Below are 25,542 nucleotides of genomic sequence, written 5' to 3'. Positions count from 1 at the left end.
AGATGCAGCTTGTAGTCGGCCTCGCGGTGGCGTCTTAGCCTCTATCAAGCGCTTCCAATTCGTCGATCAGCCCTTCGATCATCGACAGGCCCTTGCTCCAGAACGACGGATCAGTGGCATCGAGGCCGAAGGGCTTCAGCAGCTCCGAATGATGCTTTGTGCCACCGGCCTTCAGAAGTTCGAAATACTTCTCCTGGAAGCCCTTGTCGGCCTTCTGATAGACGGCATAGAGCGAGTTCACCAGGCAATCGCCGAATGCATAGGCGTAGACGTAGAAGGGCGAGTGAATGAAGTGCGGGATGTAGGCCCAGTAGGTCTCGTAGCCCTCTGAAATCTTGATCGCCGGCCCGAGGCTCTCCGACTGCACGGCAAGCCAGAGTTCGCCGATGTCCTCTGACGTCAGTTCGCCCGCCTTGCGGGCCGTGTGGATCTCACGCTCGAATTCGTAGAAAGCAATCTGGCGCACGACCGTGTTGATCATGTCCTCGACCTTCTGAGCGAGCATCGCCTTGCGCTCGCGCTTGTCCTTCGTCTTGTCGAGAAGTGCCCGGAAAGTCAGCATTTCGCCGAAGACCGAGGCCGTTTCGGCGAGAGTGAGCGGCGTCTGGCACATCAAGGCGCCCTGGGCGCTGGCGAGGACCTGATGCACGCCGTGGCCGAGCTCGTGCGCAAGCGTCATCACGTCGCGCGGCTTGCCGAGATAGTTGAGGAGCACATAGGGGTGCGCCGACGGAACCGTCGGATGCGCGAAGGCGCCTGGCGCCTTGCCGGGGCGGACCGGCGCGTCGATCCATTGTTGGTCGAAGAAGCGTTTGGCGATCTCAGCCATCTCCGGCGCGAAGTTGGCGTAGGCGGAAAGCACGGTGTCCCTCGCCTCGTTCCAGGAGATGACGGCGTTGGAGGTTTCCGGCAGCGGCGCGTTGCGGTCCCAGAAGTTCATCTGGTCCATGCCGAGCCACTTTGCCTTCATCTTATAATAGCGGTGCGAGAGGCGCGGGTAAGCTTGCTTGACGGCGGCAGCGAGCGCATCGACCACCTCGCGCTCGACGCGGTTGGCAAGGTGCCTGCTATCGGCAATGTCCTCGAAGCCGCGCCAGCGGTCGGAAATGTCCTTGTCCTTGGCGAGCGTGTTGGTGATCAGCGTGAAGGTGCGGAGGTTTTCCTTGAAGGTCTTCGCCAACGCCATCGCAGCCTTGTGGCGAACCTCGGGGTCCTTTTCCTGCAGCATGTTCAAGGTGACTTCCAGCGGCAGCTTTTCGCCGTCGATCTCGAAGCGCAGTTCCGTCATCGTCTCGTCAAACAGGCGGTTGAAGGCGGCGGCCGAGGTCATCGATTTTTCGAGGAAGAGCTGTTCCAGCTTGTCGTCCAGCTGGAAGGGCTTATCCTTGCGCAGGTCGATGAGCCAAGGGCGATAGTGGCCGGCATCCGGGTCGTTTGCCATGCAGGCATCGACGACCGCATCGTCGATGCGGTTGAGTTCGAGTGCGAAGAAAAGAAGGTGGCTGGAAAACTCGGTGACCTTCGCTTGCGCGTCGCCATACAGCTTGCCGTTTACCGGGTTTGATGTGTCGGAGAAATAGGTGAGGCCGGCAAAGGAGCCGAGGCGGCCGATGATGTCGTCCAGCGCCTCGTATTCCTTCAGCGCCTGGCCGATGCCCTCGGTGCCCGTCTTGGTCGCGGCGTCGGCAAGCTTGCCCTTCCACTTCTCTTCGAAGGCGATTGCCTGTTTGCCGGCCTTGTCCATGTCGCCGGTGAAGGCCGTGGAGGTTGCGGAAGGGTAGAGGTCCTGCAGTTTCCAAGTCGGCAGCTCGCCGAGGGCGGCATCCGTCGCGGAGGCAGCCGAACCTGCCGAAAAATTAATGGCGGTGCCGGAGAGCGTGTTTTTCATCATCGGGGTCCTCTTCCTCTTTTGCGACAGGCTTGACTGTCTATGCGCCCAAAGGCTTGGCATCAAGGGGGTTTCGGTTGCTCGCAAGCTCCGTTTCGGGTCGGATTCAGTGCCGTCACAAACGTTAAAATGCAATTGTTTCTCAAAACTGGATGTTCAAGCCTTTCTGCCAGAGTGCTTCTCAGGTTTCGCATGAAGTGAGGCAGCAATGACCGGTTACAATGAGCTCAAGGGTGCAGCGCAGATTCTTGTCGTCGAGGACGACCCAATCCAGCGTCGGCTGCTCAAGAACGCGATCGAGCGTCACGGCCACGTCGTCCATCAGGCGGAAAACGGCCGGATCGGTCTGGAGATGGTGAAGAGAGGCAGCGGCCTCTACAACATCATCGTTCTCGACTTGATGATGCCCGAGATGACGGGTCTCGAATTCCTCGAGGCACTGCACGAGTTCGGCACGCATGTTCCGGTGATTGTCCAGACGGGGCAAGGCGGTATCGAGACCGTGGTGCAGGCCATGCGTGCCGGCGCCTTCGATTTCGTCGTCAAGCCGGTTTCTCCCGAGCGGATCGCCAATTCGATCTCAAACGCCCTGAAACTCGACCAGCGCGAGGTCAAGGCGCGCGCCGGCCGCCGGTCGCGCTCCGGTGCCGTCGGTTTCGACGACATCGTTTCGGCGAGCCCGGCGATGCTCCGCGTCATCGATCTGGCGCAACGCGCCGCGCAGTCGAACATTCCTGTCGTGCTCGAAGGCGAGTCCGGCGTCGGCAAGGAACTGGTGGCCCGCGCCATCCAGTCCGGCAGCGACCGGTCCGGCAAGCCGTTCGTCACGGTCAATTGCGGCGCCATTCCACACAATCTGGTCGAAAGCATCCTCTTCGGTCACGAGAAGGGTGCCTTTACCGGCGCCACCGATCGGCATATCGGCAAGTTCATGGAGGCCGATGGCGGCACGATCTTCCTCGACGAGATCGGCGACTTGCCGCTCGAGGTCCAGGTCAAGCTGCTGCGCGCTGTGCAACAGGGGGAAATCGAGACCGTTGGCGCGCGCACGGCGCACAAGGTCAATGTCCGCCTGATTTCGGCAACCAACAAGGACCTGATCGAAGAGGTCAAGAACGGCCACTTCCGCGAGGATCTCTACTATCGCCTGAACGTCTTCCCGATCACCATCCCGGCGCTCCGCAAGCGCAAGGAGGATATTCCGCATCTCGTGCGGGTCTTCGCCGAGCGCTTCTCCAGCGAGCAGAAGGGCGGCCACCGCATGTCGGTGAGCTCCGGTGCTTTGGCCTTGCTCACCGCCTATGACTGGCCGGGTAACATCCGCCAGCTTGAGAACGCGATCTTCCGCGCGGTCGTCCTGGCCGAGGGGGGCGAACTGACCGAAGCAGACTTCCCGCAGATCGCGGCGCAGCTGCCCGAATACGAGGTCGTCGATCACTTGGCGTTGGTCGCAGACAACACACGCCGCGACCGGCAAAACGACGTCTCGACTGCCGACTATCCGGCCCATCAGGCCAGCGTCGAAGAGGCGGTCGCACGAATCACGGAGGCGCCGGACAACGCGATTGCAAGCACAAATCCTGCCGGAGACGTGCGAAAGCTTGCGGATGTGGAGGAGGAACTGATCCGATTCGCCCTTAAATTCTATCGGGGGCAGATGAGTCAAGTGGCCCGAAAACTGGGCATCGGACGATCCACATTGTACCGAAAACTCAAGGATTACGGCATCGATCCGGACAATCCGCAGAAGGACGCCGCATAAGTCCTCTAAATTAACATTCCGGCAATCATCTTTTGTTACCAATCATAAACCACTTGTTAGTGGCCTGTTCACTATGTAAAGAAAAGGTTGATCACGTGTGGCATTTTTGCCATCGTGTGACCGCATTTAACAGCCAACGGTGTCAAAGAGGACCATCGGCTGTCTGACGGGGATTGAGTTTGCCGGATCTGAATGGGAATACGAGACCTTCGCGCTTGAGCTGGCGCCCTAGGTACACGGACCTTTGCGGAAAGGTGTTTAGGACGGTTATGGCCGCCCTTCTCGCACTCGTCGTTTCGTCACCGGTTCTGGTCAGCTCGCCTTCCGAGGCGGCCGGCGAAACACGCAGTCTCAAACTCTATTTCATTCACACCGGCGAAAAGGCTGTCATCACCTACAAGCGCAACGGCCGGTACGATCCGAAGGGTCTGCAGCAGTTGAACCGATTCCTTCGCGACTGGCGCAAGAACCAGCCGACGAGAATGGACCCCCGCCTTTTCGACCTCATCTGGGAAGTCTACCGCCAGAGCGGCTCGCGCGACTATATCAACGTCGTCTGCGGCTTCCGTTCGCCGGCCACCAACGCCATGCTGAAGGGCCGCTCGCGCAATTCCGGCGTCGCCGAGAAGAGCCAGCACATGCTCGGCAAGGCGATGGATTTCTTCATTCCTGACGTCAAACTCGCCACTTTGCGCGGCATTGGCATGAAAATGCAGGTCGGCGGCGTTGGATTCTATCCGAAATCCGGCTCTCCCTTCGTTCACATGGATGTCGGCGGCGTCCGCGCCTGGCCGCGCATGAGCCGCGAAGAACTGGTCCGGCTTTTCCCGAACGGCAACACGATGCACATCCCAGCGGATGGCCGTCCGCTGCCGGGTTACGAGCAGGCCGTGGCCGATTACAAGCGCCGCGTGAGCTCGTCGCAGGTGCAGATGGCAAGCTCCGGCGCCTATACGGGCTCGTCATCGAGCGACCAGCCCAAACACAAGACGCTGTTTGCCGCCCTGTTTGGGGGTGGCGCCGACGAGGCTGAAGACAGCTCCGACGATGATAGCAGCGCAGCAGTGGCGGTCGCCAAGGCGTCGCCGCCGACGGCTGACATGCCAAACGCGGCCGATCCCGGCGAGCAAGCGCCCACGCAGGCTACTGAAGTCGCAAATGTAAACGCGCCGGTTCCGCAGGTGCGTCCGGCGTTCGCCAATCAGCAAGGCGGTAGCGAGGTGGCTAGCGCCCTTGTCGCTCCACAATCCGGAAACGCAGCGCAACAGGCCCTTTCTGCTGTGACCGAGCAAGGTCAGCAGCAGTTTGCGGATCTCAGCGCCTACAGCGTGCCAGTGCCTTCTCTGCTCGGACCGCGCCGCTCTCCGGGTGACGCGGAAGTCGCTTCGGCCGATCCGGCTGCGGGGACGGGGATTCTCGCAGCGGTTCCGAGGCCGGCTGAACGACCGGCGCTTGCCGAAAAGCTTCTGGCAGCGGCGAATGCCGATGCTGAAGCCGACGTGGCAGACCAGGAGGATACGCTTTCTCCGGCCGTTGCCGATGCCCTTGACCAGCAGAATGGTGATGGCGACCGCCAGGTCGCGTCCAACCAGCCGCCGGTCACGAGCGTCGAGCAGGCTATCAACGCGGCAACGCCGCAAAAGGTTCCAAGCGAAAAGCCGCCACTGCAGCTTGCCGCTCTCGCGCCTGCCACGAAGTCCGCAAGCTTCGGCGATGCCTTCGATGCACCGAAGTCGGCGGCCAATGGGCTGTCGCAGGGCCTGCCGACCAAGGGTGGCCGCCCGACGAAGCATGAGGCCGCAGAAGCCGACGCCAGCCGTGCGACGGTTCGCACCGAGCCGAAGCTGACGCAGAAAATCATCTCGCAGTGGGCGCTCACCAATGCCCGCATGGAAATGGTCACCAGGCCGGTCAAGGCGCCGCGCTTCGTCAGCCAGACGCTGCGTGCCCAGCCGACTGCAGTCTATGCCGAAGGCTTCACCAAGACGGCCTCCATCGATCCGGGCCGCTTCAGCGGCAGCGCGGTCAACTTCATGGAAGTGCGGAAGTTCTCTTCGAACTGAGGCCGACAAGGAAGAATTTGGAAGGGCCGCCGGAGCGATCCGGCGGCCCTCTGTTTTGCGGACTGTGGCGGAAAGTCGCGCAGTGAGACGTCGCTTCCTGGGGAGAGCGGGGTTGATCTTCATTTCCATATCGAGAATAAAGCGCCTCCGACGTTCTCTCACGGTGAAGATATGGATCTCTCGTCAATCGATATTTTCAAGGCGGTCGCATCTCATTGCAGCGTCACGAAGGCGGCGGCGGCAGTCGGCCGCGCGCCGTCGAACGTCACGACGCGCATCCAGCAGCTCGAGGAGGATCTCGGGGTGGCGCTGTTTAGCCGCGACGGCAAGAAGATGTCGCTGACGCGCGAAGGCTTGATCTTCCTATCCTATGCGACGCGGCTTGCCGATCTGGCGGAGGACGCAAAGCAGGCCGTGCGTCCGCTGGCGGTATCGGGCACACTTCGCGTCGGAACGATGGAGAGCACGGCCGCAAGCCGGCTTCCGGATGTGATCAGGCGGTTTGGGTCGCTTTGGCCCGACGTCTCCCTGCAGCTCACGATGGGAGCAACCCGGGAACTCATGCAGAGCGTGCTGGCCGAAGAGCTGGACTGCGCATTGGTCGCCCGGCCCCCGGAGGCGTCGCTCGACCAGACACGCTATGGGGATCTCGACCTGGGCAGGTTCGATGCGCGGCGCATCTATGTCGAGGACCTCATTCTCGTCCTTCCTCCGAAACACCCCGACGTCAAAGCCGCGGCCGACCTGCGTGTTGGGACACTTGCAGTGATGGAGCCAGGGTGCACCTATCGGCGGATGGCCGAGGAGTGGGCTCAGGGCGTCACCCCGCTGCGCACGCTGGAGCTCGCCTCCTACCATGCGATACTCGCGAGCATTGTCGCCGGCAATGCCTTTGGCGTCATGCCGCGCTCGGTGGTCGATCTCTTGCGCTGGCCCGTCGATATCGTCACCCGTAAGATCGGTGCCGTGGAGACATTTCTCATTCACCGCAAGGGCGAGCGATCGGATTCGTTCGAGGCCCTTTGCGACGTCCTCATTGCCTCGCGGGGCAGGGACGGTCCCGCAATTCCCGGCGGCTGACGTCAGAAACCGTCCTTCTCTCAATCAGGCGCTTCGTTTCACAAACTCTTCGGTTCGTCATGTCAAATTCCAGCAGTCCAAAGGTCGATCCCGGTCACCGCTTCCGCCTCCGCCTGTTTTCGCCGATCCTGGCCGGCGCCACGCTACGGGAGCGCATGCTTGCCTGCCTTGGCGCACTGATTGCGATCGCGCTGACCGGTATGGTCTGCGGTTACTTCTTTGGCCAGGGCTCTCATCTGCCGTTGATTGTCGCGCCGATGGGCGCTTCGGCCGTTCTCCTTTTCGCCGTGCCGGCAAGTCCTTTGGCACAGCCATGGTCGATCGTTGGCGGCAACACGATTTCCGCGATGATGGGCATCATCGCCGCGCACTTCATCCATGAGCCGATCATCGCAATTGGCGTAGGCGTCTCGCTGGCGATCGGTGCCATGTCGTTCACCCGCTGCCTGCACCCGCCCGGCGGAGCTGCGGCGCTGACCGCTGTGCTGGGCGGCCCGGCAGTGGCAAGCTGGGGGCTGCTCTTCCCCTTCGTGCCGGTGGCACTGAACTCCTGCATTCTGGTGGCGCTCGGCATTCTCTTTCACAAGCTCGGGCGGCGAAACTATCCGCATATCGCCGCTCCGGCGCCGGTCAATACGCATCACACGATCGATCCGCCGTCCGCGACACGCATCGGTTTTCGCGAGGAGGATGTCGACGCGGCGCTGGAAAAATTCGAGGAAACCTTCGATATCGATCGCCGCGACCTGAGCCGCTTGCTGCGGCAGGTCGAGGTCGAGGCCGCCGTTCGCTCCCACGGCACCGTCTGCTGTGCCGATATCATGTCGCGCGATGTGATCGCGGTCGGCGAGAACGCCAGCGCGCAAGAGGCGCGCGCTCTGCTCCTCAAGCACAATGACCGCACGCTTCCCGTGAAGGATCGCAGCGGCCGATTGATGGGCACCGTCGGACTGCGGGAATTGATGCAGGCCGAGCAGCTTTCCGATCATATTGCAACGGCGGCAATCGCCCCTCCGGATGCGCCCGCCATCAGCCTGTTGCCTGAGCTGACGGACGGGCGCACCCACGCAGTTGTCATTGTCGATGCCGGCGGCCACGTGCTTGGGCTCATCTCGCAGACGGACCTGCTCAACGCCATCTTCCACATGCTGCCGGAAAAGACAGGGCGCATCGCCGCTTGAGATGGCGTCTAGAAGGCAGGGGCCGGCCCGAACTGCAGGTAGGCGGCTAGGCTGAGTGTGGACAGGGACACCGCGAGCACGGGCGCCGGTGCCCGCATCGTCCAACCGAGAAGCGGGCCTAGCGCCGCGATCAGCATGCCGAGCCATGGCGCGTTGCCGGCAAAGGCCAATCCAAGAGCGGAGAGGCTGACGGCGCTGGCAATCATCGTAAGCGGGGCGGTCGCCACCGCCGTCTGTGTTTCGCCGCGAAAGATGCTGCTGAAGCGCGGCCAGCTCAAGGCAATGGCCAGAACGAGGAAGACGGGGGCGATTATCTGAAACTGCACTAGCGTGCGCCCAACACCAAGCGGAGATCGCTTTCGACGTGGCTGGCATCGCCAGCGACGGTCTGGCGTGCCGCAAGTGCGCTGCCAACCGCGATCAGCACAGGATTGTCATAGCCGATTTCCGCGATCCCTTCGCAGATGGCCGCGAGCCTGCCGCTCCAGTGGCGTTCTGTTGCCCGACTGACGTCGCTGATAATGACGGCCGGCGTTTCAGGCGCCAGGCCTTCCGCCACCAACCGATCGGCGATGAGCGGTGCTGTTCGCCCGCCCATGTAGAAGACGGTCGTCGTCCCCGGATCGGCGACGGTGGTCCAATCGACATCGACGGGCAGGCCGCCGTGGCGAGAGTGGCCGGTGATGAAGCGGACGGATTGCGCGTGGTCGCGATGCGTCAGCGAAATCCCGAGGCGGGAGGCCATGGCACTTGCCGCCGTGATGCCGGGGATGACATCGACCGGAATGTTCTCGCGATCGAGATGGGCAATTTCCTCGCCGGCGCGGCCGAAGATCATCGGATCACCGGACTTCAGGCGCACGACGCGCTTGCCTGATTTGGCGAGCTTCACCATCATGTCGTTGATGTCTTCCTGGCGGCAGCTCGTGCGGCCGCCGCGCTTGCCAACGAGCATGCGCTTGGCCTCACGCCGAGCGAGCTCCAGGACCTCCGCAGAAACCAGGTCGTCGAAGAGGATTACATCGGCGGCCTGCAGGGCACGCACGGCCTTCAGGGTCAGCAGTTCCGCATCGCCGGGGCCGGCGCCGACCAGCGTCACTCGGCCACCTCTGGAAGAGTGGGCAGGGGCTTCGCGAAGCCGTTCGGCTTCCTTGAGAAGCAGCGCGCCGACGCTCTCCTCCGGTGTATCGGAACTTGAAAAAGCGCGATCGACAAAACCCTCCCAAAAGGCGCGGCGCAGCGGGCCGGGCGTGAGCCGCTCGTTGATCCTGTCTCGCAGCGAGTGGGCCAGTTGCGCCCAACCCTTCAGCGCCCGCGGCAGCAATGTCTCGATCCGCCGCCGGATTGCCTGGGCGAGGATGGGTGCAGCACCATCGGTAGAGATCGACACGACGACCGGCGAGCGGTTGACGATCGAGCCGAACTGGAACTGGCAGAAAGCGGGCTTGTCTATGACATTGACCGGCACGCCTGCCTTACAAGCAGCGTCAAAAAAGGCCCGCGCTTCATCGTCCTCCTCACAGTCGGCGATGGCGATGGCCGCGCCGGCGAAGATCGTTCCATCCCATGCGCGTGGGAGATGGGTGAAGCCGCCTTCGCCATGTTCGGCACCCCGTACGATCAACTGTTCGAATGTCTCGGAAAGCTCGTTTGCATAGACATCGACTTTCGCGCCGCAGGCAGCGAGAAGCTCGGCCTTCCAGGCAGCGGCATCGGAACCGCCGGCGACGATCACGCGCTTGCCTTCGAGCGCCCAAAAGACCGGCAGCTTGGCAAGCGGCTCCATGCGGGCGGGTGCTTCACTCCGCGGCTGCTGCAAGGCATCCATCGATGATCCCCCTGATCTCGGCGCGGCAGGAGCCGCAATTGGTTCCGGCATTGAGTTCTTTGCCGACGGCTTCGATGCTGTGGCAGCCGCCGCGAACGGCGGCGACGATCTGGTTGACGCCGACGCCGAAGCAGGAGCAGACGGTGGCGCCCGCATCAGGCTTGTCTGCGCCCGGGCGACCCGCAACGAGAGCGAAGCGCTTGCGCAGATTGGTGTGTTCGGCGGTGAGCTGCGAGATCGCCCAGTTGCGGGCAACCGCTACCGGTTCGCGCGCCAGGAACAGGGCCGCAAGCAACCGCCTGCCGTCGAAGAAGGCGAGCCTCAGATCGCCGGATTGCTGGTCGGCGTAGCCAAGTGGTTCGACCCCGCCGGGGATCGCGAAAGTGGTGCGGCACCACGCGCACCAGTCCTCCACCGGCTGGTCGAAGGCGAGCTCCACCCGCCACCCGCCTTCCGCCTTTGCCAACGCCCAATACGCGGCATCGAGATTGTCCGGCTTGGCTTGGGAGACCGCAAAGCCGTAGCGCGCCGCCTTGAAGCGTCGGGCAGCGACTGCGACATTTTTCGAGGCGGGTTGGCCCGAGAGCGCGTCGGTCAAAGGCGCGACGAGGGCGTCGATGCGGGCCTTGGCCGCAAACTGATCGTTCCAGTGCATAGGCACGAAAATACTGCCGCGGGCCTGGCGCTCTGTGATCAGGGCGCGAACCACGGCTCTGCCGTGCGGGCTTTCGATCTCGACGAGGCCGGCTTTGCCGATGCCGATTTCGATAGCGTCGCGCGGGTGCAGCTCGGCGAAGGGCTCGGCGATGTGGGAGGAGAGGCGTGCGCTTTTGCCGGTGCGCGTCATCGTGTGCCACTGGTCGCGAATGCGGCCGGTGTTCAGCGTGAAGGGATAGTCGGCGTTGGTGCGATCAGACGCGGCCGGTTTGACGGCGATGAAGCGTGCCTTGCCGTCAGCGTGGTAGAAGCCACCCTTGGCGAAGAAGCGGGTCTCAGTCGCACCGTGGCCTGCAGGCTGTGGCCACTGGAAAGGCGGGAGTTCGTCATAGGACTGACGGTTCATACCGACGTATGAACCGATGTCGAAGTCGCGCTTGCCGTTGTTCTCGAAGGCGGAGAGGGCGGCATGCTCATCGAAGATCTCCGCATTCGAGGGGAAGTCGAAGGCTTGGGAAAAGCCCATCCGCCGGGCCACCTCGGCGAGCTGCCACCAATCGGCGCGCGCTTCTCCCGGTGCATCGAGGAAGGAGCGCTGGCGCGAGATGCGGCGCTCGGAGTTGGTGACCGTACCGCTCTTTTCGCCCCAACCCAACGACGGCAGAAGGACGTGGGCGTGACGCGCGGTATCGGTGTCCTTGAGGACGTCGGAGACGACGACGAACGGACAGGCCTTGATGGCGTCTTCGACGGCGTCGGCATCCGGCATCGAAACGACCGGGTTGGTCGCCATGATCCAGAGCGCCTTGATGCGCCCGTCGGCGACGGCCCTGAACATGTCGACCGCCTTTAGGCCCGGCTTTTCGGCAATCGCCGGCGACCGCCAGAAGCGTTGGACGCGGTTGCGATCCTCAGCACTTTCGATTGCCATGTGGGCGGCAAGCATGTTGGCAAGCCCGCCGACCTCACGCCCGCCCATCGCATTCGGCTGGCCGGTGAGGGAGAAGGGCCCCATGCCCGGCCGGCCAATACGGCCAGTGGCGAGATGGCAGTTGATGATGGCGTTGACCTTGTCAGTACCTGACGAGGACTGGTTGACGCCCTGGCTGTAGCAGGTGACCACCTTCTCGGTCGTGGCAAAGAGGCGATAGAATTCGCGAAGCTGCATGGCTGGCAGGCCGGTCAGCTCCAACACCTCGTTGAAGGAGGTGGACGAAAACGCCTCGGCAAAGCCGGTCGTATGTTCAGCCACGTAATTCTGGTCGATGGCGTTGACCGCGATCAGGTGCTCGAAGAGGCCGACGAAAAGAGCGACATCGCTGTCGGGCCGGATCGCCAAATGCAGGTCGGCGATATCGGCTGTCATCGTCCGCCGCGGATCGATGACGACGACCTTCATGCCGGGGCGGGTGGCCTTGGCAGCCGCCAGCCGCTGATAAATGACCGGGTGGCACCAGGCGAGGTTCGAGCCGGTGAGGATCACCAGATCGGCAAGCTCGATATCCTCATAGGTGCCTGGCACGGTGTCCGAGCCGAAGGCGCGACGGTGGCCGGCGACGGAGGACGACATGCACAGACGCGAATTGGTGTCGATGTTGGCCGAGCCGACGAAGCCCTTCATCAGCTTGTTGGCGACGTAATAATCTTCGGTCAGCAACTGACCGGAGACATAGAAGGCAACGGAATCAGGTCCGTGTTCGGCGACGGCATCCGAAAATCGTTGCGCGACGAGGTCAAGCGCCTGCCCCCATTCTGCTCGCTCCCCCGAAATCTCCGGATGGAGAACGCGCCCATCGAGATCGACCGTTTCGCCGAGCGCCGAGCCCTTCGAGCACAGCCGTCCGAAATTGGAGGGGTGATCCGGGTCGCCCTTGACGGAAACCTTGCCGTCGTCAGCGACCTTGGCGATGACGCCGCAACCGACGCCGCAATAGGGACAGGTTGTCTTAACCTCTGTTTCCATCATTCGGCCGCCATCATCAGGCTTTCGAGAGCGATGAAGAGGGCGCCGTCTTCGTTGCGCACCGGAATGGTCCGTACTTCGCCCTCGTCGGCCCCGAGCGCCTTGCCGGTTTCGAGCGAGATCACCCAGTTGTGCAGCGGGCAGGTGACCGCCTTGGCATGGACGATGCCCTGGGAGAGCGGCCCGCCCTTGTGCGGGCAGTGGTCCTCGATGGCGAAGACTTCGTTTTCGGCCGTGCGGAAGACCGCGATCTTGCCCTGGGGGGTCTTCACGCAGCGCGCGCCCCTGAGCGGAATTTCGGAGATGTCGCCGATTGCAATCCAATTCATGTCCATCTCCTTATTCAGCGGCCTGCGGGTAGCCGATCGTCGCCATCGGCTTGAACTCATGCTTGTCCTTGCCGGAGACCCGCTCCGACCAGGGGTCGACCTGCGCGAACGTCTGGGAGAAGACGAAGCGGTCGTAATAGGCCTTCCGCTTCTCGGCGTCGCCCATGATCTGGCGGCGGATTTCGTCCAGGCCGACGCGCTTCGCCCATTTGTAGATGCGCTCGAGATAGCGGGCCTGCTCGCGGTACATCTGCGTCAGCGCCACGATATGCTCCAGCGCCTCGTCCTCGGTCCTGACGAGGCCGAGAACCTCGGTGCCCTTGATGTCGAGACCGGCAGCACCGGCGAAATGGATCTCGAAACCTGAGTCCACGCAGATGACGCCGATGTCCTTGCAGGTCGCTTCCGCGCAATTGCGCGGGCAGCCGGAGACGGCCATCTTCAGTTTGGCCGGCGTCCAGGAACCCCACATGAACTTCTCGATGCGGATGCCGAGCCCGGTGGAGTCCTGCGTGCCGAAGCGGCACCAGTCCGAACCGACGCAGGTCTTCACCGTGCGCAGCCCCTTGGCATAAGCCTGGCCGGAAACGAAGCCGGCCTTGCCGAGATCGGCCCAGACAGCCGGCAGGTCTTCCTTCTCGATGCCGAGCAGGTCGATGCGCTGGCCGCCCGTCACCTTCACCATCGGGATTTCGAACTTGTCGACGACATCGGCGATGGCGCGCAGCTCGTTGGAATTTGTGACGCCGCCCCACATGCGTGGCACGACGGAATAAGTGCCGTCCTTCTGGATGTTGGCGTGGACGCGCTCGTTGATGAAGCGCGACTGGTAGTCGTCGGCATATTCGTCCGGCCAGTCGCAGACCAGGTAGTAGTTGAGTGCTGGGCGACACTTGGCGCAGCCGCAGGAGGTCTTCCATTCAAGTTCCTGCATGACGGCAGGAATGCTCTTCAGGCCCTTGGCCTTGATGAGCCGGCGGACGTCGTCGTGGCCGAGTTCCGTGCAGGTGCACATGGGCTGGACGGCGGCCGGGTTGTAGCTGTCGCCGAGGGTCAGCGTCATCAGCTTTTCAACGAGACCGGTACAGGAGCCGCAGGAAGCGGAAGCCTTGGTGTGGGCGCGCACGTCGTCCAGCGACGTCAAGCCCTTGCTCGTGATCGTCGAGGTGATTTTGCCCTTGCAGACGCCGTTGCAGCCACAGATTTCCGCGTCATCCGGCAAGGCTGCAACGGCCGCCATAGGGTCCAGCGGCGACCCTCCCTGGTAGGCTTGACCGAAGATCAGCGTTTCGCGCATCTCGGTTATATCGGTCTGTTTCTTTTTCAGATCGTTGAACCAGGCACCGTCGGCGGTCTCGCCGTAAAGCACGGTGCCGATGATCTTGTTGTCCTTCAGTACAAGACGCTTGTAGACACCGGCTGAGGCATCCCGCAGCACGATTTCCTCGCGGTCGTCACCATCGGCGAAGTCGCCGAGCGAGAAGAGTTCGATGCCAGTGACCTTGAGCTTGGTCGGTGTGTCGGAATGCACGAAGGTGGCCGAGCGGTCGCCCGACAGATGCGATGCGGCGACGCGGGCCATTTCGTAGAGCGGCGCGACGAGGCCATAGACCATGCCGCCGACTTCCGCGCACTCGCCGAGCGCCATGATGCTGCCGTCCGAGGTCTGCATGCCGTCGTCGACGACGATGCCCCGGTTAACGGCGATGCCAGCGTCTTTCGCGAGCCCGACACTCGGGCGAATGCCGACCGCCATGACAACGAGCGTCGCGGGGATGATACGGCCGTCATCGAGCTCGATGCCCTCGACCTTGCCGTTGCCGATGATCGCCTTGGTGTTGGCCTTGGTGATGACCTTGATGCCGCGCTCTTCCACGGCCTTCTGCAAGAGGTACCCGGCGGCCGGATCGAGCTGGCGCTCCATCAGCGTCGGCATGACATGCAGAACGGTGACGTCCATACCGCGCGACGCAAGGCCGGCGGCCGCTTCTAGGCCGAGCAGGCCGCCGCCGATGACGATCGCCTTCTCGCGCGACTGGGCGGCAAGCAGCATCGCCTGGACGTCGTCGAGGTCGCGGTAGGTGATGACGCCGGGCAGATCCTTGCCGGGCACGGGAATGATGAAGGGCACGGAGCCGGTGGCGATCACCAGCTTGTCATAGCTTTCAACGACCCCATGATCGGAGGTAACCGTCTTGGCGGCACGATCGATCGCGATGATCTTGTGGCCCTTGTAGAGGGTGATGCCGTGTTTGATGTACCATCCGTCGCCATGGATGATGATTTCCTCGTAGTCCTTCTCGCCCGATAGGACCGGCGAGAGCATGATGCGGTCGTAATTGACGCGCGGCTCGGCGTTGAAGATCGTGACCTGGTATTGGTCGGGCGCCTTTTCGAAGAGGTGCTCGAGCATGCGCCCGGGCGCCATGCCGTTGCCGATGATGACAAGCTTCTCAGTCATAGTTTCAGGTCCTCAGATCAGGTGGCGGCGACGGCTTGTGTGGAGAGCCCACGGCGGTCGAGTTGCTTGACCGACAGGTGCATCCAGATGAGCGAGACCACGACGACCGCAAAGAGCAGCATGAAACAGCTCGACCAGAGGCCGGTCATGTCCTTGAGCAGGCCGAAGGCGATGGGCAGGATGAAGCCGCCAAGGCCGCCCATCATGCCGACGATGCCGCCGACGGCCCCGACGTTTTCGGGGTAGTAGGCGGGGATATGCTTGTAGACGGCAGCCTTGCCGAGGCTCATGACGAAGCCGAGGGCGAAGATGACGACGATGAAGACGACCGGCGTGATCCCGAGCGCAGCGCCGGTCCCGGCAGCCGGGAGCGACAGGATCAGCGTCGCGACGCTTGACACGGCAAACATTGCGTACATGACGCTGCGTGCGCCCTTCTTGTCGGAGAGAACGCCACCGAAGGCGCGGAAAATGCTGCCCGGAATGGAATAGGCGGCGGCGACCATCCCGGCGACACCCAGATTGAAGCCGTAGACGCCGACCAGATAGCGGGGCAGCCACAGCGACAGGGCAACGAAGCCACCGAAAGCGAAGAAGTAATAGAGCGAGAAGCGCCAGACCTGTGCGTTCTTCAGCGGTGCGAATTCCTGAAGCAGGCTCTTGGAGGCAACGCCGCGCTCACGGCGGAGGCGGAAGGCCGGATCATCTGTCGTGGTGAACCAGAAGACGATCGCCATCAGCGCCAGGCCGACGGCCCAGATCTGGGCAACAGCCTGCCAGCCCCAGGCGATCAGGACGAAAGGCGCTGCGAATTTGGTCACAGCGGCACCGACGTTGCCGGCGCCGAAGATGCCAAGCGCCGTTCCCTGCTTCTCCGCTGGAAAGAAAGGCGAGACATAGGCGACACCGACCGCGAAGGAACCGCCGGCAAGCCCGACGCCGAGGCCGGCGATCAGCATCTGCGTATAGGTGTGGGCATAGGAGAGGAGGAAGGTCGCCACGGCGGCGGCCAGCATGGTCAGCGTGTAGACGAGGCGGCCGCCATAGCGGCCGGTCCAGATGCCAAGGACGATGCGCACGAGCGAGCCGGTTAGGACAGGCGTGCCGATGAGCAATCCGAACTCGGCCTCATTCAGGCCGAGTTCTTCCTTGATGCGAATGCCGATGATCGCGAAGATCGTCCAAACGGCAAAACAGAGGGTGAAGGCAATCGTGGACATCCACAATGCTTTGGCTGGTTCGCCGGCGGACATGGACTGTGTAGTCTTGATAACAGACATAGCTTCTCCGGGGCCCGACAAGGTCGTGCCGATCCATCGCTAGGGGTTAAAAACAAAAAGCCGCTGGTCAGGGCGCGCATGCACGGGAGGTGCGCGGGGTACCCTGATCAGCGGCTTTGCTGTGGGCGCCCGTCGTTGGACACCGAATTCTTGGCCTCTTGGCCTGCTTATAGCAAAGCAAGGGGCGTGCCAGTTTTCCAAGTGCTTGTTTTTAAATGGCTAAGATTGATTGCCTAAGTCGGGCGGGCATTTTCTGCGCTAACGCATATGCAGTGATCACTCTAAAAATTGTGCAATGCGCATAAAATAAGCACGCGCTAGGATTGGCTCTGAATGGCGATGTAGCCATCCACGTCATCTGGATCGAACAGGCCGCCGTCGAAGAATCCGTCCGGCCCGAGCGTCAGGGCACCACTGGAGCCGACTGGCGTTTCGAGGCGGAGCGCGCCTTCCACCTTGGAGCTTGCCGCCGGCATGGCAATGCCCAGTGCCTTCAGCGCGCTTCGGTAGATGTCGGGCCTGTAGGTGTCGTTGGCGATCTGCTGGCGTTCTGTCGTGTGCCGGATGTGTCCCCAGCGAACCATCTGTGTATAGAACCACAGGGCGTGGCTCTTCCATGGAAATGTCGCCGCCTTGGCATTGGGGACGAAAAAGTCCTTGATGCTCAGCGTCTCGCCTCCGCCGATGTGCAGGAGGCCGGCCAATGCGGGTAAAAGGCTTTCTGCGGGCCGATCCACATAGGCGGGCTTCGCCAACAGGTTGGCAAGCTCCTCGTGATTGCGGGTGTCTGCGCACCAGAGGGAGGCCGTGTAGAGAGCCTGCAGGAGAGCTGCCAAGGCCTCCGGGTGGCCGTCGGCCCAGCGGCTGTTGACGCCAAGTACCTTTTCCGGGCTCGATTTCCAGATGGCGGCCTTCACCGTCGCCAGATGGGCGCGGTTGTGGAGCACGCCTAGCGTGTTCCACGGCTCTCCGGCGCAGTAGCCGTCGATAATACCGGCCGTCAGCGCGTCAGCCATATCAGGGGGAGGCAGAATGCCGATCTCCACATCCCGGTCGGGATCGATGCCGCTCGCGGCCAGCCAATAGCGCAGTTCGTAATTATGGCCCGAATAGGGATGGACGACGCCGAAGCGAAGGCGCTCGCCTTTGCGGCGATCGATGATCTGCCGCAGAGCAAGGCCGCTGGAGCGAGCATCGAGATCGGGCAAGGTGCCGCATTCGGCCATTTCGTTCCATAGACCGGCGGAGACGGTCACGGCGTTGCCCCCAAGCCCGAGCGCCATTGGCACGATCATGCGCGGAGCCGGTGCGGTTAGCCCGAGATTGCAGGCGATCGGCATGGGAGCGAGAATATGCGCCACGTCGAAATGGCTAACCGCAAGTCGGTCGCGAATCGTCGCCCAAGAGCGTTCGCGTACGAGCGTGAGGTCGATCTCCTGTTGCGCCGCAAAGCCCTTTTCCTTGGCGGCGACCAGAAGAGCGCTGTCAAGAAGCGGCAGGAAGCCGGCGGTGATCTGATGTGTGCTCGTCATGTGTCGGTTCCCGGATCCAGAAGGCTTGCGGCGGTAATCAGGCTTTGGGCGATCTCGACGATCTTCCTGTTCTGGTTCATGGCCGTTCGCCGCATGAGCGCATAGGCCTCGTCTTCCGACAGCCCGCGGGATCGCATCAGCAATCCCTTCGCGCGGTCGATCAGCTTGCGGTTCTCCAGTTCTCCGCGCGTCTCCTCCAACTCGCGGTTCAGGCGTGAGAAGGCATTGAAACGGCTGATCGCCATCTTGAGGATCGGGCGCACACGCTCCTGCTTCAGGCCGTCGACGATATAGGCGGAAACGCCGGCCTCAACGGCGGCCTCGATCGAAGCCTCGTCGGACTTGTCGACAAACATCGCAATGGGGCGTTTTACCGCGCGCGAGATCTGGAAGATGCTTTCCAACATGTCGCGGTTCGGGTTCTCGATGTCGATGACGATGACATCAGGATTGATCTCCATGATGCGCCTCGCAAGGCCGTTCATGTCGTCGATGATCGTGACATTGTCGTAGCCCGCCTCGCGCAGCCCAACCTCGATGATCGACGCCCGGATGCTGTTCTCGTCGATGACGAGCACATTGAGGTCGCTGGGCGTGGAAGAACGGTTGGCCACGGGACTACCGCCGGTCGCTAATGTCAGGCATGCGCGTCGAATGAGATAGCGCCGTCATTGGTATCGCGAAAGGTGCCATGCTGTTGTTGTACTGCCCTGTGATCTTTGAGGCTGCTTTCGAGCCCGTCGGAGGCCATTGAATGCGCGAACGACGCCTCAAAATCAAGCAGTTTATATTACTGCTTATTCTATGAGCATTCTCCCGGAGCAAGGCAGGCCGCTCTTTGCGCAAGTCTGCACAGGCTAGAAGGCCACTACACTGCAATACATTTAGCCGCGAAGCCTGACATATCGGCGATACGTCGCGCGCACCAGATTGCCGACGCCTTCAGCCGATGCCTCCAGATCTTTTCCGGGCCTGAGTGCGTCATAAACCAAAAGGAGTGACCGCATGAGCCGTCGTATCGTTTCCACTTTCGCACTTGCACTAGCCACCAGTGTCATCGCCGTTGCGGCCCACGCCGCGGAGATCAAGAACATCGTCATCGTTCACGGCGCCTTCGCCGATGGGTCCAGCTGGCGCAAGGCTACCGAAATCCTGGAGCGGCGCGGGCTTCATGTCACGCTCGTGCAGGAGCCTGTGACTTCCCTGGCCGACGATATCGCCGCAACGAACCGCGTGTTGGACCTGCAGGATGGGCCGACGCTATTGGTCGGCCACAGCTATGGCGGCATGGTCATTACGGAAGCGGGCCACAACCCGCACGTCAGCGGGCTTGTCTATGTGGCAGCCTTCCAGCCTGACAAGGGCGAAGATCTGGCCACGCTTGCCGGCTCAAAACCGCCAGCTGCAACGAGCATCAAGGAAACCAAGGACGGCAAATACCTCTATCTCGATCCAAGCGCCTTTCATGCCGATTTTGCCGCCGACCTCCCTAAGGGCGAAGCGGCCTTCCTCGCCCAGTCGCAGGTCTTTGCTGCCAAGGAGGCGCTGACCACGAAAGTCGGCGATCCCGCCTGGCGGACGAAAAAGAGCTGGTCGATCGTGGCGACAGAGGATCGCGCCATCAACCCCGAGTTGGAGCGGACGATGGCAAAACGCGCCGGCAGCCTGGTTACCGAGATCAAGTCCAGTCATGCCGTCTTCGCATCACAGCCGAAGAAGGTCGCCGACGTGATCGAGAAGGCGGCCAAGGAAGCTGGCAGATAAGATCTGCCGAGCGCAAACTCGGCACAAAAAGAAAGCCGCCGAGGGGATCGGCGGCTTTGAAGGAAATACGTGGAAAACTCAGCCTTCCGGCGGCGCTTCGATCATGCCGAGCGCATGCAGATAGGTGTCGAGGATTGCGTCCTCTTCCATGCGTTCCTGCTCGTCCTTCTTGCGCAGCGCAACGACCTTCTTGAGGATCTTTGTATCGAAGCCCATGCCCTTGGCTTCGCCATAGACGTCCTTGATGTCGTCGGCGATGGTCTTCTTTTCTTCTTCCAGGCGTTCAATGCGCTCCACAAAAGCGCGAAGCTGGTCGCGGGCGACGCCATGAGCATCAGACATCGTGTTCTCCTGATAGGGGGTGTGAAATTCGGATGGCGTTGACTGCCGCGAAGCGTGCCCGGGGTCAAGCCGATTCAGGTCGCAAGGGGACTATTTGTGCGGCTTGTTCAGTTCAAATGCGGCTTTTTGCTCGGACGAGGCTTCGTTCTGATGGAGATTTCTCCAATCCTCATATGGCATCCCGTAGACAATTTCGCGCGATTCGTCCTTTGATAGCGCGACGCCTTCGGCCTCGGCCGCCTCGCGATACCAGTTGGACAGGCAATTGCGGCAGAAGCCGGCCAGATTCATCAGGTCGATATTCTGCACGTCGCTGCGTTCGCGCAGATGCTCCACGAGGCGGCGAAAAGCCGCAGCCTCGAATTCGGTCTGCTGTTGTTTCGTCAGGGCGGCCATCTTGGTCTCCTTCATTCGTACGGGCCGGTGCGCGACACGTGGACATTATACTCGTGCAGCGCCGGATCGGCGTTCATCGTCTCAAAGATCGGCGCGAGACGCTTTGCCCATGCGGCAATGCCGGGCTCGTCGCCGATCAGGTCCTGACGCACCTCCAGCAGCGCGTGCGGGATGCCGGTCAGCATGCAATGCCGATACATCGTGTCGCCCTTCAGTGCGCCGTCGTAAGGTTCGTTGTCACCGACCACGAGATCGGGATCGCTGCGCAACATATCAAGCAGGGGAGCGACTGCGCGATGGTCGGTATCCCACAGAACGGCGGCGTGCCAAGGGCGAGGGAAGTGCTTCCAGACCGGCGTATAGGAATGAAGCGATAGAACGAGCGGCGCGCTCCCGGTCTTGTTTGCCACCCTGTCGATCGTGTCACTGACGGCATGGTGATAGGGCCGGTGGAACGTTTCGACCCGGTAATTCCATTCCTCAGCGGTGATCGGATGATTGCCCGGAACGATCGCGCCGTCTGATATCTTCATGATCAGTGTGGGGTCGTCCTCGCCACGATTCGGGTCAATCAGCAACCGCGAAAAGCCGCCCAGCACGGCGGGCACGCCGAGTTTCGTCGACAAGTTCCGTACGAGTCCCTCGATGCCGATATCATAGGCGATGTGACGCTCGAATGCACTGTCGGGCAAGCCAAGCCTGCCATAGCGCTCCGGCAGTCGGTTCATCGCGTGATCGCCGAGTAGCACCATGCCTTTGTCATGATCGCCGGCTAATAGTTCAAGTGATTTGAAAGTGCTCATGAAGGAAATGGCCGATCGCAGTTTACGGGGCTGTCTCTGATCGCACGGGGCACGGACGGGTTCAAGCGCGGTTGGCAAGCAAAGGCCGCGGCCTGGTCCAAGTACGGTCGGCCATCCGGAATATAATCGATTAGCATTGCGTTGACATTCGCGGGGAGGCAGCGCAAGAAGGCACAACAACGAATAACCGGGAGCCAATTGGAAGTCGTGTTGATCCAGACCGCGCCAAGTTTCCTTACGCGTTCCGGGCCGCTTGCCCGTTTTGCCCTTTTTGTTCTTACGGCGTTCTCGCCGTTCTTCATTGCCGATGTGGCCCGCGCGGATTTTCGCGTGTGCAACGGAACGCAGAATCTGGTGGGCGTGGCGATCGGATATCGAGCCAAGGATGGCTGGATGACGGAAGGCTGGTGGCAAGTGCCGGCGACGACCTGCGCGACGCTGATCGAAGGGGAGTTGCAGTCCCGATACTACTATCTCTACGCCGAAGACGCGGCCCGGGGAGGCCGATGGACGGGTGACGTACAGATGTGCGTGGCGGAAAACGAGTTCAAGATCACGGGGGTCAATGACTGCTACGCCCGTGGCTATCAGAAGATGGGGTTCAAGGAATATGACACGGGCCGCCAGGGCAGCTGGATGGTTCAACTTTCCGATACCCCCGGCACGCAAGAAAGCCCGAATTGATGAAGCGCAACCGCAAAGTTAAAATCCTCGCCACCCTCGGACCCGCCTCGTCCGAGGAATCGATGATCGAAAAGCTGCACCAGGCAGGTGCGGACGTCTTCCGCATCAACATGAGCCACGCCAGCCATGACGTCATGCGCATGCTGATCAAGCGCATCCGCGCCGTCGAAGCGCGCTCCGGCCGTCCGATCGGCATCCTCGCCGACCTGCAGGGCCCGAAGCTGCGCGTCGGCAAGTTTGCCGAAGGCAAGGTCGACCTGAAGCCGGGCGATACCTTCACGCTCGACAACAAGGACGTTGCCGGCGACGCCACCCGCGTGTTCCTGCCGCATCCGGAAATCCTGGAATCGGTGCAGCCCGGCCACCGGTTGCTGATCGATGACGGCAAGCTCGCACTGCGCGCCGAAAAGTGCGACGGCAAGAGCATCGTCACGACGGTTATCTCAGGCACGAAGATCTCCGACCGCAAGGGCGTCAGCCTTCCCGATACGCTGCTCACCGTCGGCGTGCTGACGGACAAGGACCGCACGGACCTCGCAGCGGTTCTTGAAACCGATGACGTTGACTGGGTCGCGCTCTCCTTCGTGCAGCGCCCAGAAGATCTGGCCGAAGTGCGCAAGATCGCGCGCGGCCGCGTCGGCATCATGTCGAAGATCGAAAAGCCGCAGGCAATCGAGCGCATCGAGGAAATCATCGAGCTCTCCGACGCTCTCATGGTTGCCCGCGGCGATCTCGGCGTCGAAATGCCGCTCGAATCCGTTCCGGGCATCCAGAAGCAGCTGATCCGCGCCTGCCGCCGTTCGGGCAAGCCTGTCGTCGTCGCCACCCAGATGCTGGAATCGATGATCTCCGCGCCGGTCCCGACACGCGCCGAAGTGTCTGACGTCGCCACCGCCGTCTTCGAAGGCGCCGATGCCGTCATGCTGTCGGCCGAATCCGCGTCTGGCGACTATCCGGTCGAATCGGTCGCGACGATGGCCTCCATCGCCAGCGCCATCGAGCGCGAGCCGCACTATCCCGGCATCATCTACGCGCAGCGTGCGCAGCCGGAGGCAACCGGGGCCGACGCGATTTCGCTCGCCGCCCGCCAGATCGCCGAAACGCTGCGCCTGTCGGCCATCGTCTGTTACACCTCGTCCGGCACAACCGGTCTTCGCGCCTCGCGCGAGCGTCCGCAGGTACCGATCCTGGCGCTGTCGCCGGTTATCCAGACCGCCCGCCGCCTTGCTATCGTTTGGGGCCTGCACTGCGTCGTCACGCACGACGCGACGGACCTCGACGACATGGTCAACCGTGCCTGCCGTATCGTCGCCGACGAAGGCTTCGGCAAGCCGGGCGACCGCATCATCATCTCGGCCGGCGTGCCGCTTGGAACGCCGGGCGCGACCAACATGCTGCGCATCGCCTATATCGGCTCAGACGGTCAGACCGGCATCTGAGACACTCCGTAGGGATTGAACGAAAGCCCGTCGCCTGACACAGGCGGCGGGCTTTCTGTTTCCCACGCGCTATGCTCCCTTGTGTCGGACACAGGCAAATGCAAGTCTGCGCCCCGAGACCGGGAGGGTATCATGCAGACAGTCACGCTTCTTGCGTTCGCAGCCGTTTCCTTCGTTGGCATCGCCACGCCGGGACCAACGGTGCTTCTGGCGATGACGAATGGTTCGCGTTACGGCGTCAGGCGTGCCGCTGCAGGCATGGTGGGCGCCGTGCTGTCGGATTTCGTGCTGATCGGGGCGGTTTCGATCGGGCTCGGCGCGCTGCTGGCGGCTTCGGAATTCTGGTTCTCGGCTCTCAAATATGTCGGCGCCGCCTATCTGGCTTTTCTCGGTATCATGATGTTGCGGTCGAAAGGCACGATCGATGCCGCCTTGAAGCAAGGGACTGCGGCCGCGACCGAAACGCCGTTTTCGATCGGTCTGAAGAGTTTCATGGTCGCGGTGACCAATCCGAAGGGCTATCTCTTCTTCTCGGCCTTCCTGCCACAGTTCATCGATCCAACGAGCCCGCAGGCGGCGCAATATGCCGTGCTGGCGCTGGCGTTTGCTTCGCTCGATTTCACGATCATGCTTGCCTATGCGGTGTTCGGCGCGCAGGCTGTGCGCTTCCTCAAGACGAAGGGTGTGCTCTGGCTCGAGCGCGCCTGCGGTGGCGCGCTACTGGCACTGGCCGGTTCGCTGGCGCTCTATCGTCGGGCGACGGTGTGATCTAGGGCAGGGAGACGTGTCCGACGCGATAGATCTGGCTTGAGCCTGAGATGAGCGGAGCCGATCGGTGCAGGCTGAAGCGCACCAGCGTCCAGTTCGTTGGGTCAAAAGCGGAGACGGAGGCCAAGACCTCGGCCTGTCGCGCTTCGCGTTGCGCGCGTTTGCTCTCTTCCTCTCTGATCTGCGCCAGCGGGGCGTAGGGCTCGATCATCATGGTCTCCTCGGAGGCGAATTTGGCATCTGCGACCGCGGCTGCGGCCTCAGCGCGCCACACGATCCATGTCTTCACACGGGGCCAACCAAAGGACTGGGTCAGTCCTTCGAAGCCGGGTCCGGTGAGAAAGTCGCTGGCGCCCTGCGGCTGTTGCCAGAGGTAGAAGGGCGCATATAGATTTTCGCTGGATCCGAACTCGCCCTTGCGGGCGCTGAGATAGGCCTTGAAGCCGAGGCCCGGAAATCCGTCCAGCATCGGTCCCTTGTCGCGGATACGCCGGTCTATGATCGACATGTCGTAATCGGCCGGCAGCCTGAAGCTGTACTGCATCGCCATCATGACAGAGCCTCCACCGGTTCATGCCAGTCGACGAAGCGGCCGGCTTCGTTCGCCTGGATGCTGAGATAGCTGAACGGACGGTCGCGTCCGGCGCCGTGCCAGTGCTTTTCGCCGGCGGCAAACCAGACGGCATCGCCCGGCCGCAGCTCTTCCACAACACTGCCTGCGCGCCGCGCCAGGCCTTTTGCCGACAACGCATCGAGCAGCTGGCCGCGCGGATGCGTGTGCCAATGCGTGATCGTGCCCGCATCGAGGGTCGCCCGCATTGCCGTGTTCTCGCCATCGGCAGGGCGGCGGATCGTCATGCTGCGGGGATTGCCCATCACGCAGCACTCCCGAATGCTTGGGCTTCCCAGCCGGGCTCGCTCATCTGCGCCTTTCCGTCGCCGAACGACCACTCATCCGGCGATGTGGTGGTGACGACGATCATGATGTCTTCCGGCCGGATGCCGGGCGATTGGCCCAAAAGCTCGGCGGCGCGCTTGAAGAAAGCCTGTCGCATCTCCGTCGAGCGCGGCTTTCCCGCCGTGATCGCAAAAAGCGCGAAGTCGTCGGAGCGAGGTCCGGCCAGATAGTTGCGGTCGAAGATCAGCTCGGCCCGTTCATGCTGATGGATAACCTGGAAGCGATCGGCGGGCGGCACGTTGAATGTCTCGACCATGGCGCGATGAATGCTGTCCGAAACGGCGCGAAGATACTCCGGCGACTTGCCACGCAGGAGAGAAATACGAACGAATGGCATGACAGCCTCCTCTCAGTGAATTCTTGA

Annotated in this window: 22 protein-coding genes and 2 pseudogenes; 9 read left to right on the top strand and 15 right to left on the bottom strand. The window is 62.2% G+C overall.

All coding sequences use genetic code 11. The features are described from left to right. Positions 1–34: 34 nt before the first annotated feature. Complete coding sequence (locus tag ACSQ9D_RS15410; protein ID WP_436283846.1) at positions 35–1,888, bottom strand: M3 family oligoendopeptidase; 1,854 nt, start codon at positions 1,886–1,888, stop codon at positions 35–37. A 208-nt stretch (positions 1,889–2,096) separates the two neighbouring features. Between ACSQ9D_RS15410 and ACSQ9D_RS15405 the strand changes: the two are divergent. From ACSQ9D_RS15405 to ACSQ9D_RS15385, 5 genes and pseudogenes are all read left to right on the top strand, one after another. Then, positions 2,097–3,360: pseudogene (locus ACSQ9D_RS15405) on the top strand (sigma-54-dependent transcriptional regulator); the annotation flags it as partial. Between the two features lie 65 nt (positions 3,361–3,425). Then, positions 3,426–3,650, top strand: a pseudogene (locus ACSQ9D_RS15400) (helix-turn-helix domain-containing protein); the annotation flags it as partial. A 179-nt stretch (positions 3,651–3,829) separates the two neighbouring features. Continuing rightward, positions 3,830–5,713 carry a DUF882 domain-containing protein gene (locus tag ACSQ9D_RS15395; protein WP_436282926.1) on the top strand — a complete coding sequence of 628 codons (1,884 nt, stop codon included), beginning with the start codon at positions 3,830–3,832 and terminating at the stop codon, positions 5,711–5,713. Between the two features lie 171 nt (positions 5,714–5,884). Further along, entirely contained in the window at positions 5,885–6,793 is a 909-nt protein-coding gene (locus ACSQ9D_RS15390) for a LysR substrate-binding domain-containing protein (protein ID WP_436282925.1), read from the top strand. Between the two features lie 59 nt (positions 6,794–6,852). Beyond that, positions 6,853–7,974 (top strand): HPP family protein, encoded by a 1,122-nt coding sequence (locus tag ACSQ9D_RS15385; RefSeq protein ID WP_436282924.1) that lies wholly within the window; start codon positions 6,853–6,855, stop codon positions 7,972–7,974. 8 nt (positions 7,975–7,982) lie between these two features. On the opposite strand, the gene ACSQ9D_RS15380 is transcribed toward ACSQ9D_RS15385, so the two are convergent. The 8 genes from ACSQ9D_RS15380 to ACSQ9D_RS15345 form a co-directional block, all read right to left on the bottom strand. Next, positions 7,983–8,300: a hypothetical protein gene (locus ACSQ9D_RS15380; protein WP_436282923.1), complete on the bottom strand. Its 318-nt coding sequence runs from the start codon at positions 8,298–8,300 to the stop codon at positions 7,983–7,985. Continuing rightward, positions 8,300–9,802: a siroheme synthase CysG gene (cysG, locus tag ACSQ9D_RS15375; RefSeq protein ID WP_436282922.1), complete on the bottom strand. Its 1,503-nt coding sequence runs from the start codon at positions 9,800–9,802 to the stop codon at positions 8,300–8,302. The genes ACSQ9D_RS15380 and cysG overlap by 1 nt, the downstream gene beginning before the upstream one ends. Next, a complete protein-coding gene (locus tag ACSQ9D_RS15370; protein WP_436282921.1) occupies positions 9,774–12,422 on the bottom strand; it encodes a nitrate reductase in 2,649 nt (882 codons plus the stop codon). The genes cysG and ACSQ9D_RS15370 overlap by 29 nt, the downstream gene beginning before the upstream one ends. After that, positions 12,422–12,757, bottom strand: coding sequence for a nitrite reductase small subunit NirD (gene nirD / locus ACSQ9D_RS15365; protein ID WP_024318261.1), 336 nt, complete (start codon positions 12,755–12,757; stop codon positions 12,422–12,424). Before nirD ends, ACSQ9D_RS15370 begins: the two co-directional genes overlap by 1 nt. A 4-nt stretch (positions 12,758–12,761) precedes the next feature. Further along, positions 12,762–15,212 carry a nitrite reductase large subunit NirB gene (gene nirB / locus ACSQ9D_RS15360; protein WP_436282920.1) on the bottom strand — a complete coding sequence of 817 codons (2,451 nt, stop codon included), beginning with the start codon at positions 15,210–15,212 and terminating at the stop codon, positions 12,762–12,764. A 17-nt stretch (positions 15,213–15,229) separates the two neighbouring features. Further along, positions 15,230–16,492 carry an MFS transporter gene (locus tag ACSQ9D_RS15355; protein ID WP_436282919.1) on the bottom strand — a complete coding sequence of 421 codons (1,263 nt, stop codon included), beginning with the start codon at positions 16,490–16,492 and terminating at the stop codon, positions 15,230–15,232. A 317-nt stretch (positions 16,493–16,809) separates the two neighbouring features. Next, a complete protein-coding gene (locus ACSQ9D_RS15350; RefSeq protein WP_436282918.1) occupies positions 16,810–18,024 on the bottom strand; it encodes an ABC transporter substrate-binding protein in 1,215 nt (404 codons plus the stop codon). After that, positions 18,021–18,638, bottom strand: coding sequence for an ANTAR domain-containing response regulator (locus ACSQ9D_RS15345; protein ID WP_037119408.1), 618 nt, complete (start codon positions 18,636–18,638; stop codon positions 18,021–18,023). The genes ACSQ9D_RS15350 and ACSQ9D_RS15345 overlap by 4 nt, the downstream gene beginning before the upstream one ends. Positions 18,639–19,029: 391 nt before the next feature. Between ACSQ9D_RS15345 and ACSQ9D_RS15340 the strand changes: the two genes are divergently transcribed. Then, on the top strand, positions 19,030–19,788 hold the full coding sequence (locus ACSQ9D_RS15340) for an alpha/beta hydrolase (RefSeq protein ID WP_436282917.1): 759 nt from the start codon (positions 19,030–19,032) through the stop codon (positions 19,786–19,788). A gap of 78 nt (positions 19,789–19,866) precedes the next feature. Here the strand turns inward: ACSQ9D_RS15340 and ACSQ9D_RS15335 are convergent, their stop codons facing one another. From ACSQ9D_RS15335 to ACSQ9D_RS15325, 3 genes are all read right to left on the bottom strand, one after another. Beyond that, positions 19,867–20,130: a DUF2312 domain-containing protein gene (locus ACSQ9D_RS15335; RefSeq protein WP_007527482.1), complete on the bottom strand. Its 264-nt coding sequence runs from the start codon at positions 20,128–20,130 to the stop codon at positions 19,867–19,869. Between the two features lie 90 nt (positions 20,131–20,220). Continuing rightward, the gene (locus tag ACSQ9D_RS15330; RefSeq protein ID WP_037119759.1) at positions 20,221–20,526 is read right to left on the bottom strand and encodes a DUF1244 domain-containing protein; all 306 of its coding nucleotides are present in this window, start codon (positions 20,524–20,526) and stop codon (positions 20,221–20,223) included. Positions 20,527–20,537: 11 nt separating this feature from the next. Then, on the bottom strand, positions 20,538–21,329 hold the full coding sequence (locus ACSQ9D_RS15325) for an N-formylglutamate amidohydrolase (RefSeq protein WP_436282916.1): 792 nt from the start codon (positions 21,327–21,329) through the stop codon (positions 20,538–20,540). A 198-nt stretch (positions 21,330–21,527) separates the two neighbouring features. On the opposite strand from ACSQ9D_RS15325, the gene ACSQ9D_RS15320 reads away from it, so the two are divergent. From ACSQ9D_RS15320 to ACSQ9D_RS15310, 3 genes are all read left to right on the top strand, one after another. Beyond that, positions 21,528–22,013 (top strand): DUF1036 domain-containing protein, encoded by a 486-nt coding sequence (locus ACSQ9D_RS15320; RefSeq protein WP_024317297.1) that lies wholly within the window; start codon positions 21,528–21,530, stop codon positions 22,011–22,013. Further along, on the top strand, positions 22,013–23,452 hold the full coding sequence (pyk, locus tag ACSQ9D_RS15315; protein ID WP_436282915.1) for a pyruvate kinase: 1,440 nt from the start codon (positions 22,013–22,015) through the stop codon (positions 23,450–23,452). Before ACSQ9D_RS15320 ends, pyk begins: the two co-directional genes overlap by 1 nt. A 132-nt stretch (positions 23,453–23,584) precedes the next feature. Next, complete coding sequence (locus ACSQ9D_RS15310; protein ID WP_436282914.1) at positions 23,585–24,220, top strand: LysE family translocator; 636 nt, start codon at positions 23,585–23,587, stop codon at positions 24,218–24,220. 1 nt (position 24,221) lies between these two features. Here the strand turns inward: ACSQ9D_RS15310 and ACSQ9D_RS15305 are convergent, their stop codons facing one another. The 3 genes from ACSQ9D_RS15305 to ACSQ9D_RS15295 are packed head-to-tail and all read right to left on the bottom strand — an operon-like array spanning position 24,222 to position 25,515. Then, the gene (locus tag ACSQ9D_RS15305; protein ID WP_436282913.1) at positions 24,222–24,773 is read right to left on the bottom strand and encodes a DUF4865 family protein; all 552 of its coding nucleotides are present in this window, start codon (positions 24,771–24,773) and stop codon (positions 24,222–24,224) included. Beyond that, a complete protein-coding gene (locus ACSQ9D_RS15300; protein ID WP_436283845.1) occupies positions 24,770–25,096 on the bottom strand; it encodes a cupin domain-containing protein in 327 nt (108 codons plus the stop codon). The genes ACSQ9D_RS15305 and ACSQ9D_RS15300 overlap by 4 nt, the downstream gene beginning before the upstream one ends. After that, positions 25,096–25,515, bottom strand: a complete 420-nt coding sequence (locus tag ACSQ9D_RS15295) for a tautomerase family protein (protein WP_436282912.1) — start codon at positions 25,513–25,515, stop codon at positions 25,096–25,098. Before ACSQ9D_RS15295 ends, ACSQ9D_RS15300 begins: the two co-directional genes overlap by 1 nt. Positions 25,516–25,542: the final 27 nt, after the last annotated feature.

Origin of the sequence: Rhizobium sp. LjRoot258, assembly GCF_964254185.1 — a bacterium.
Taxonomy (GTDB): Bacteria; Pseudomonadota; Alphaproteobacteria; order Rhizobiales; family Rhizobiaceae; genus Rhizobium.
The sequence above is the reverse complement of the archived record's forward strand: the minus strand, read 5'-3'. Positions and strand labels throughout refer to the sequence as shown.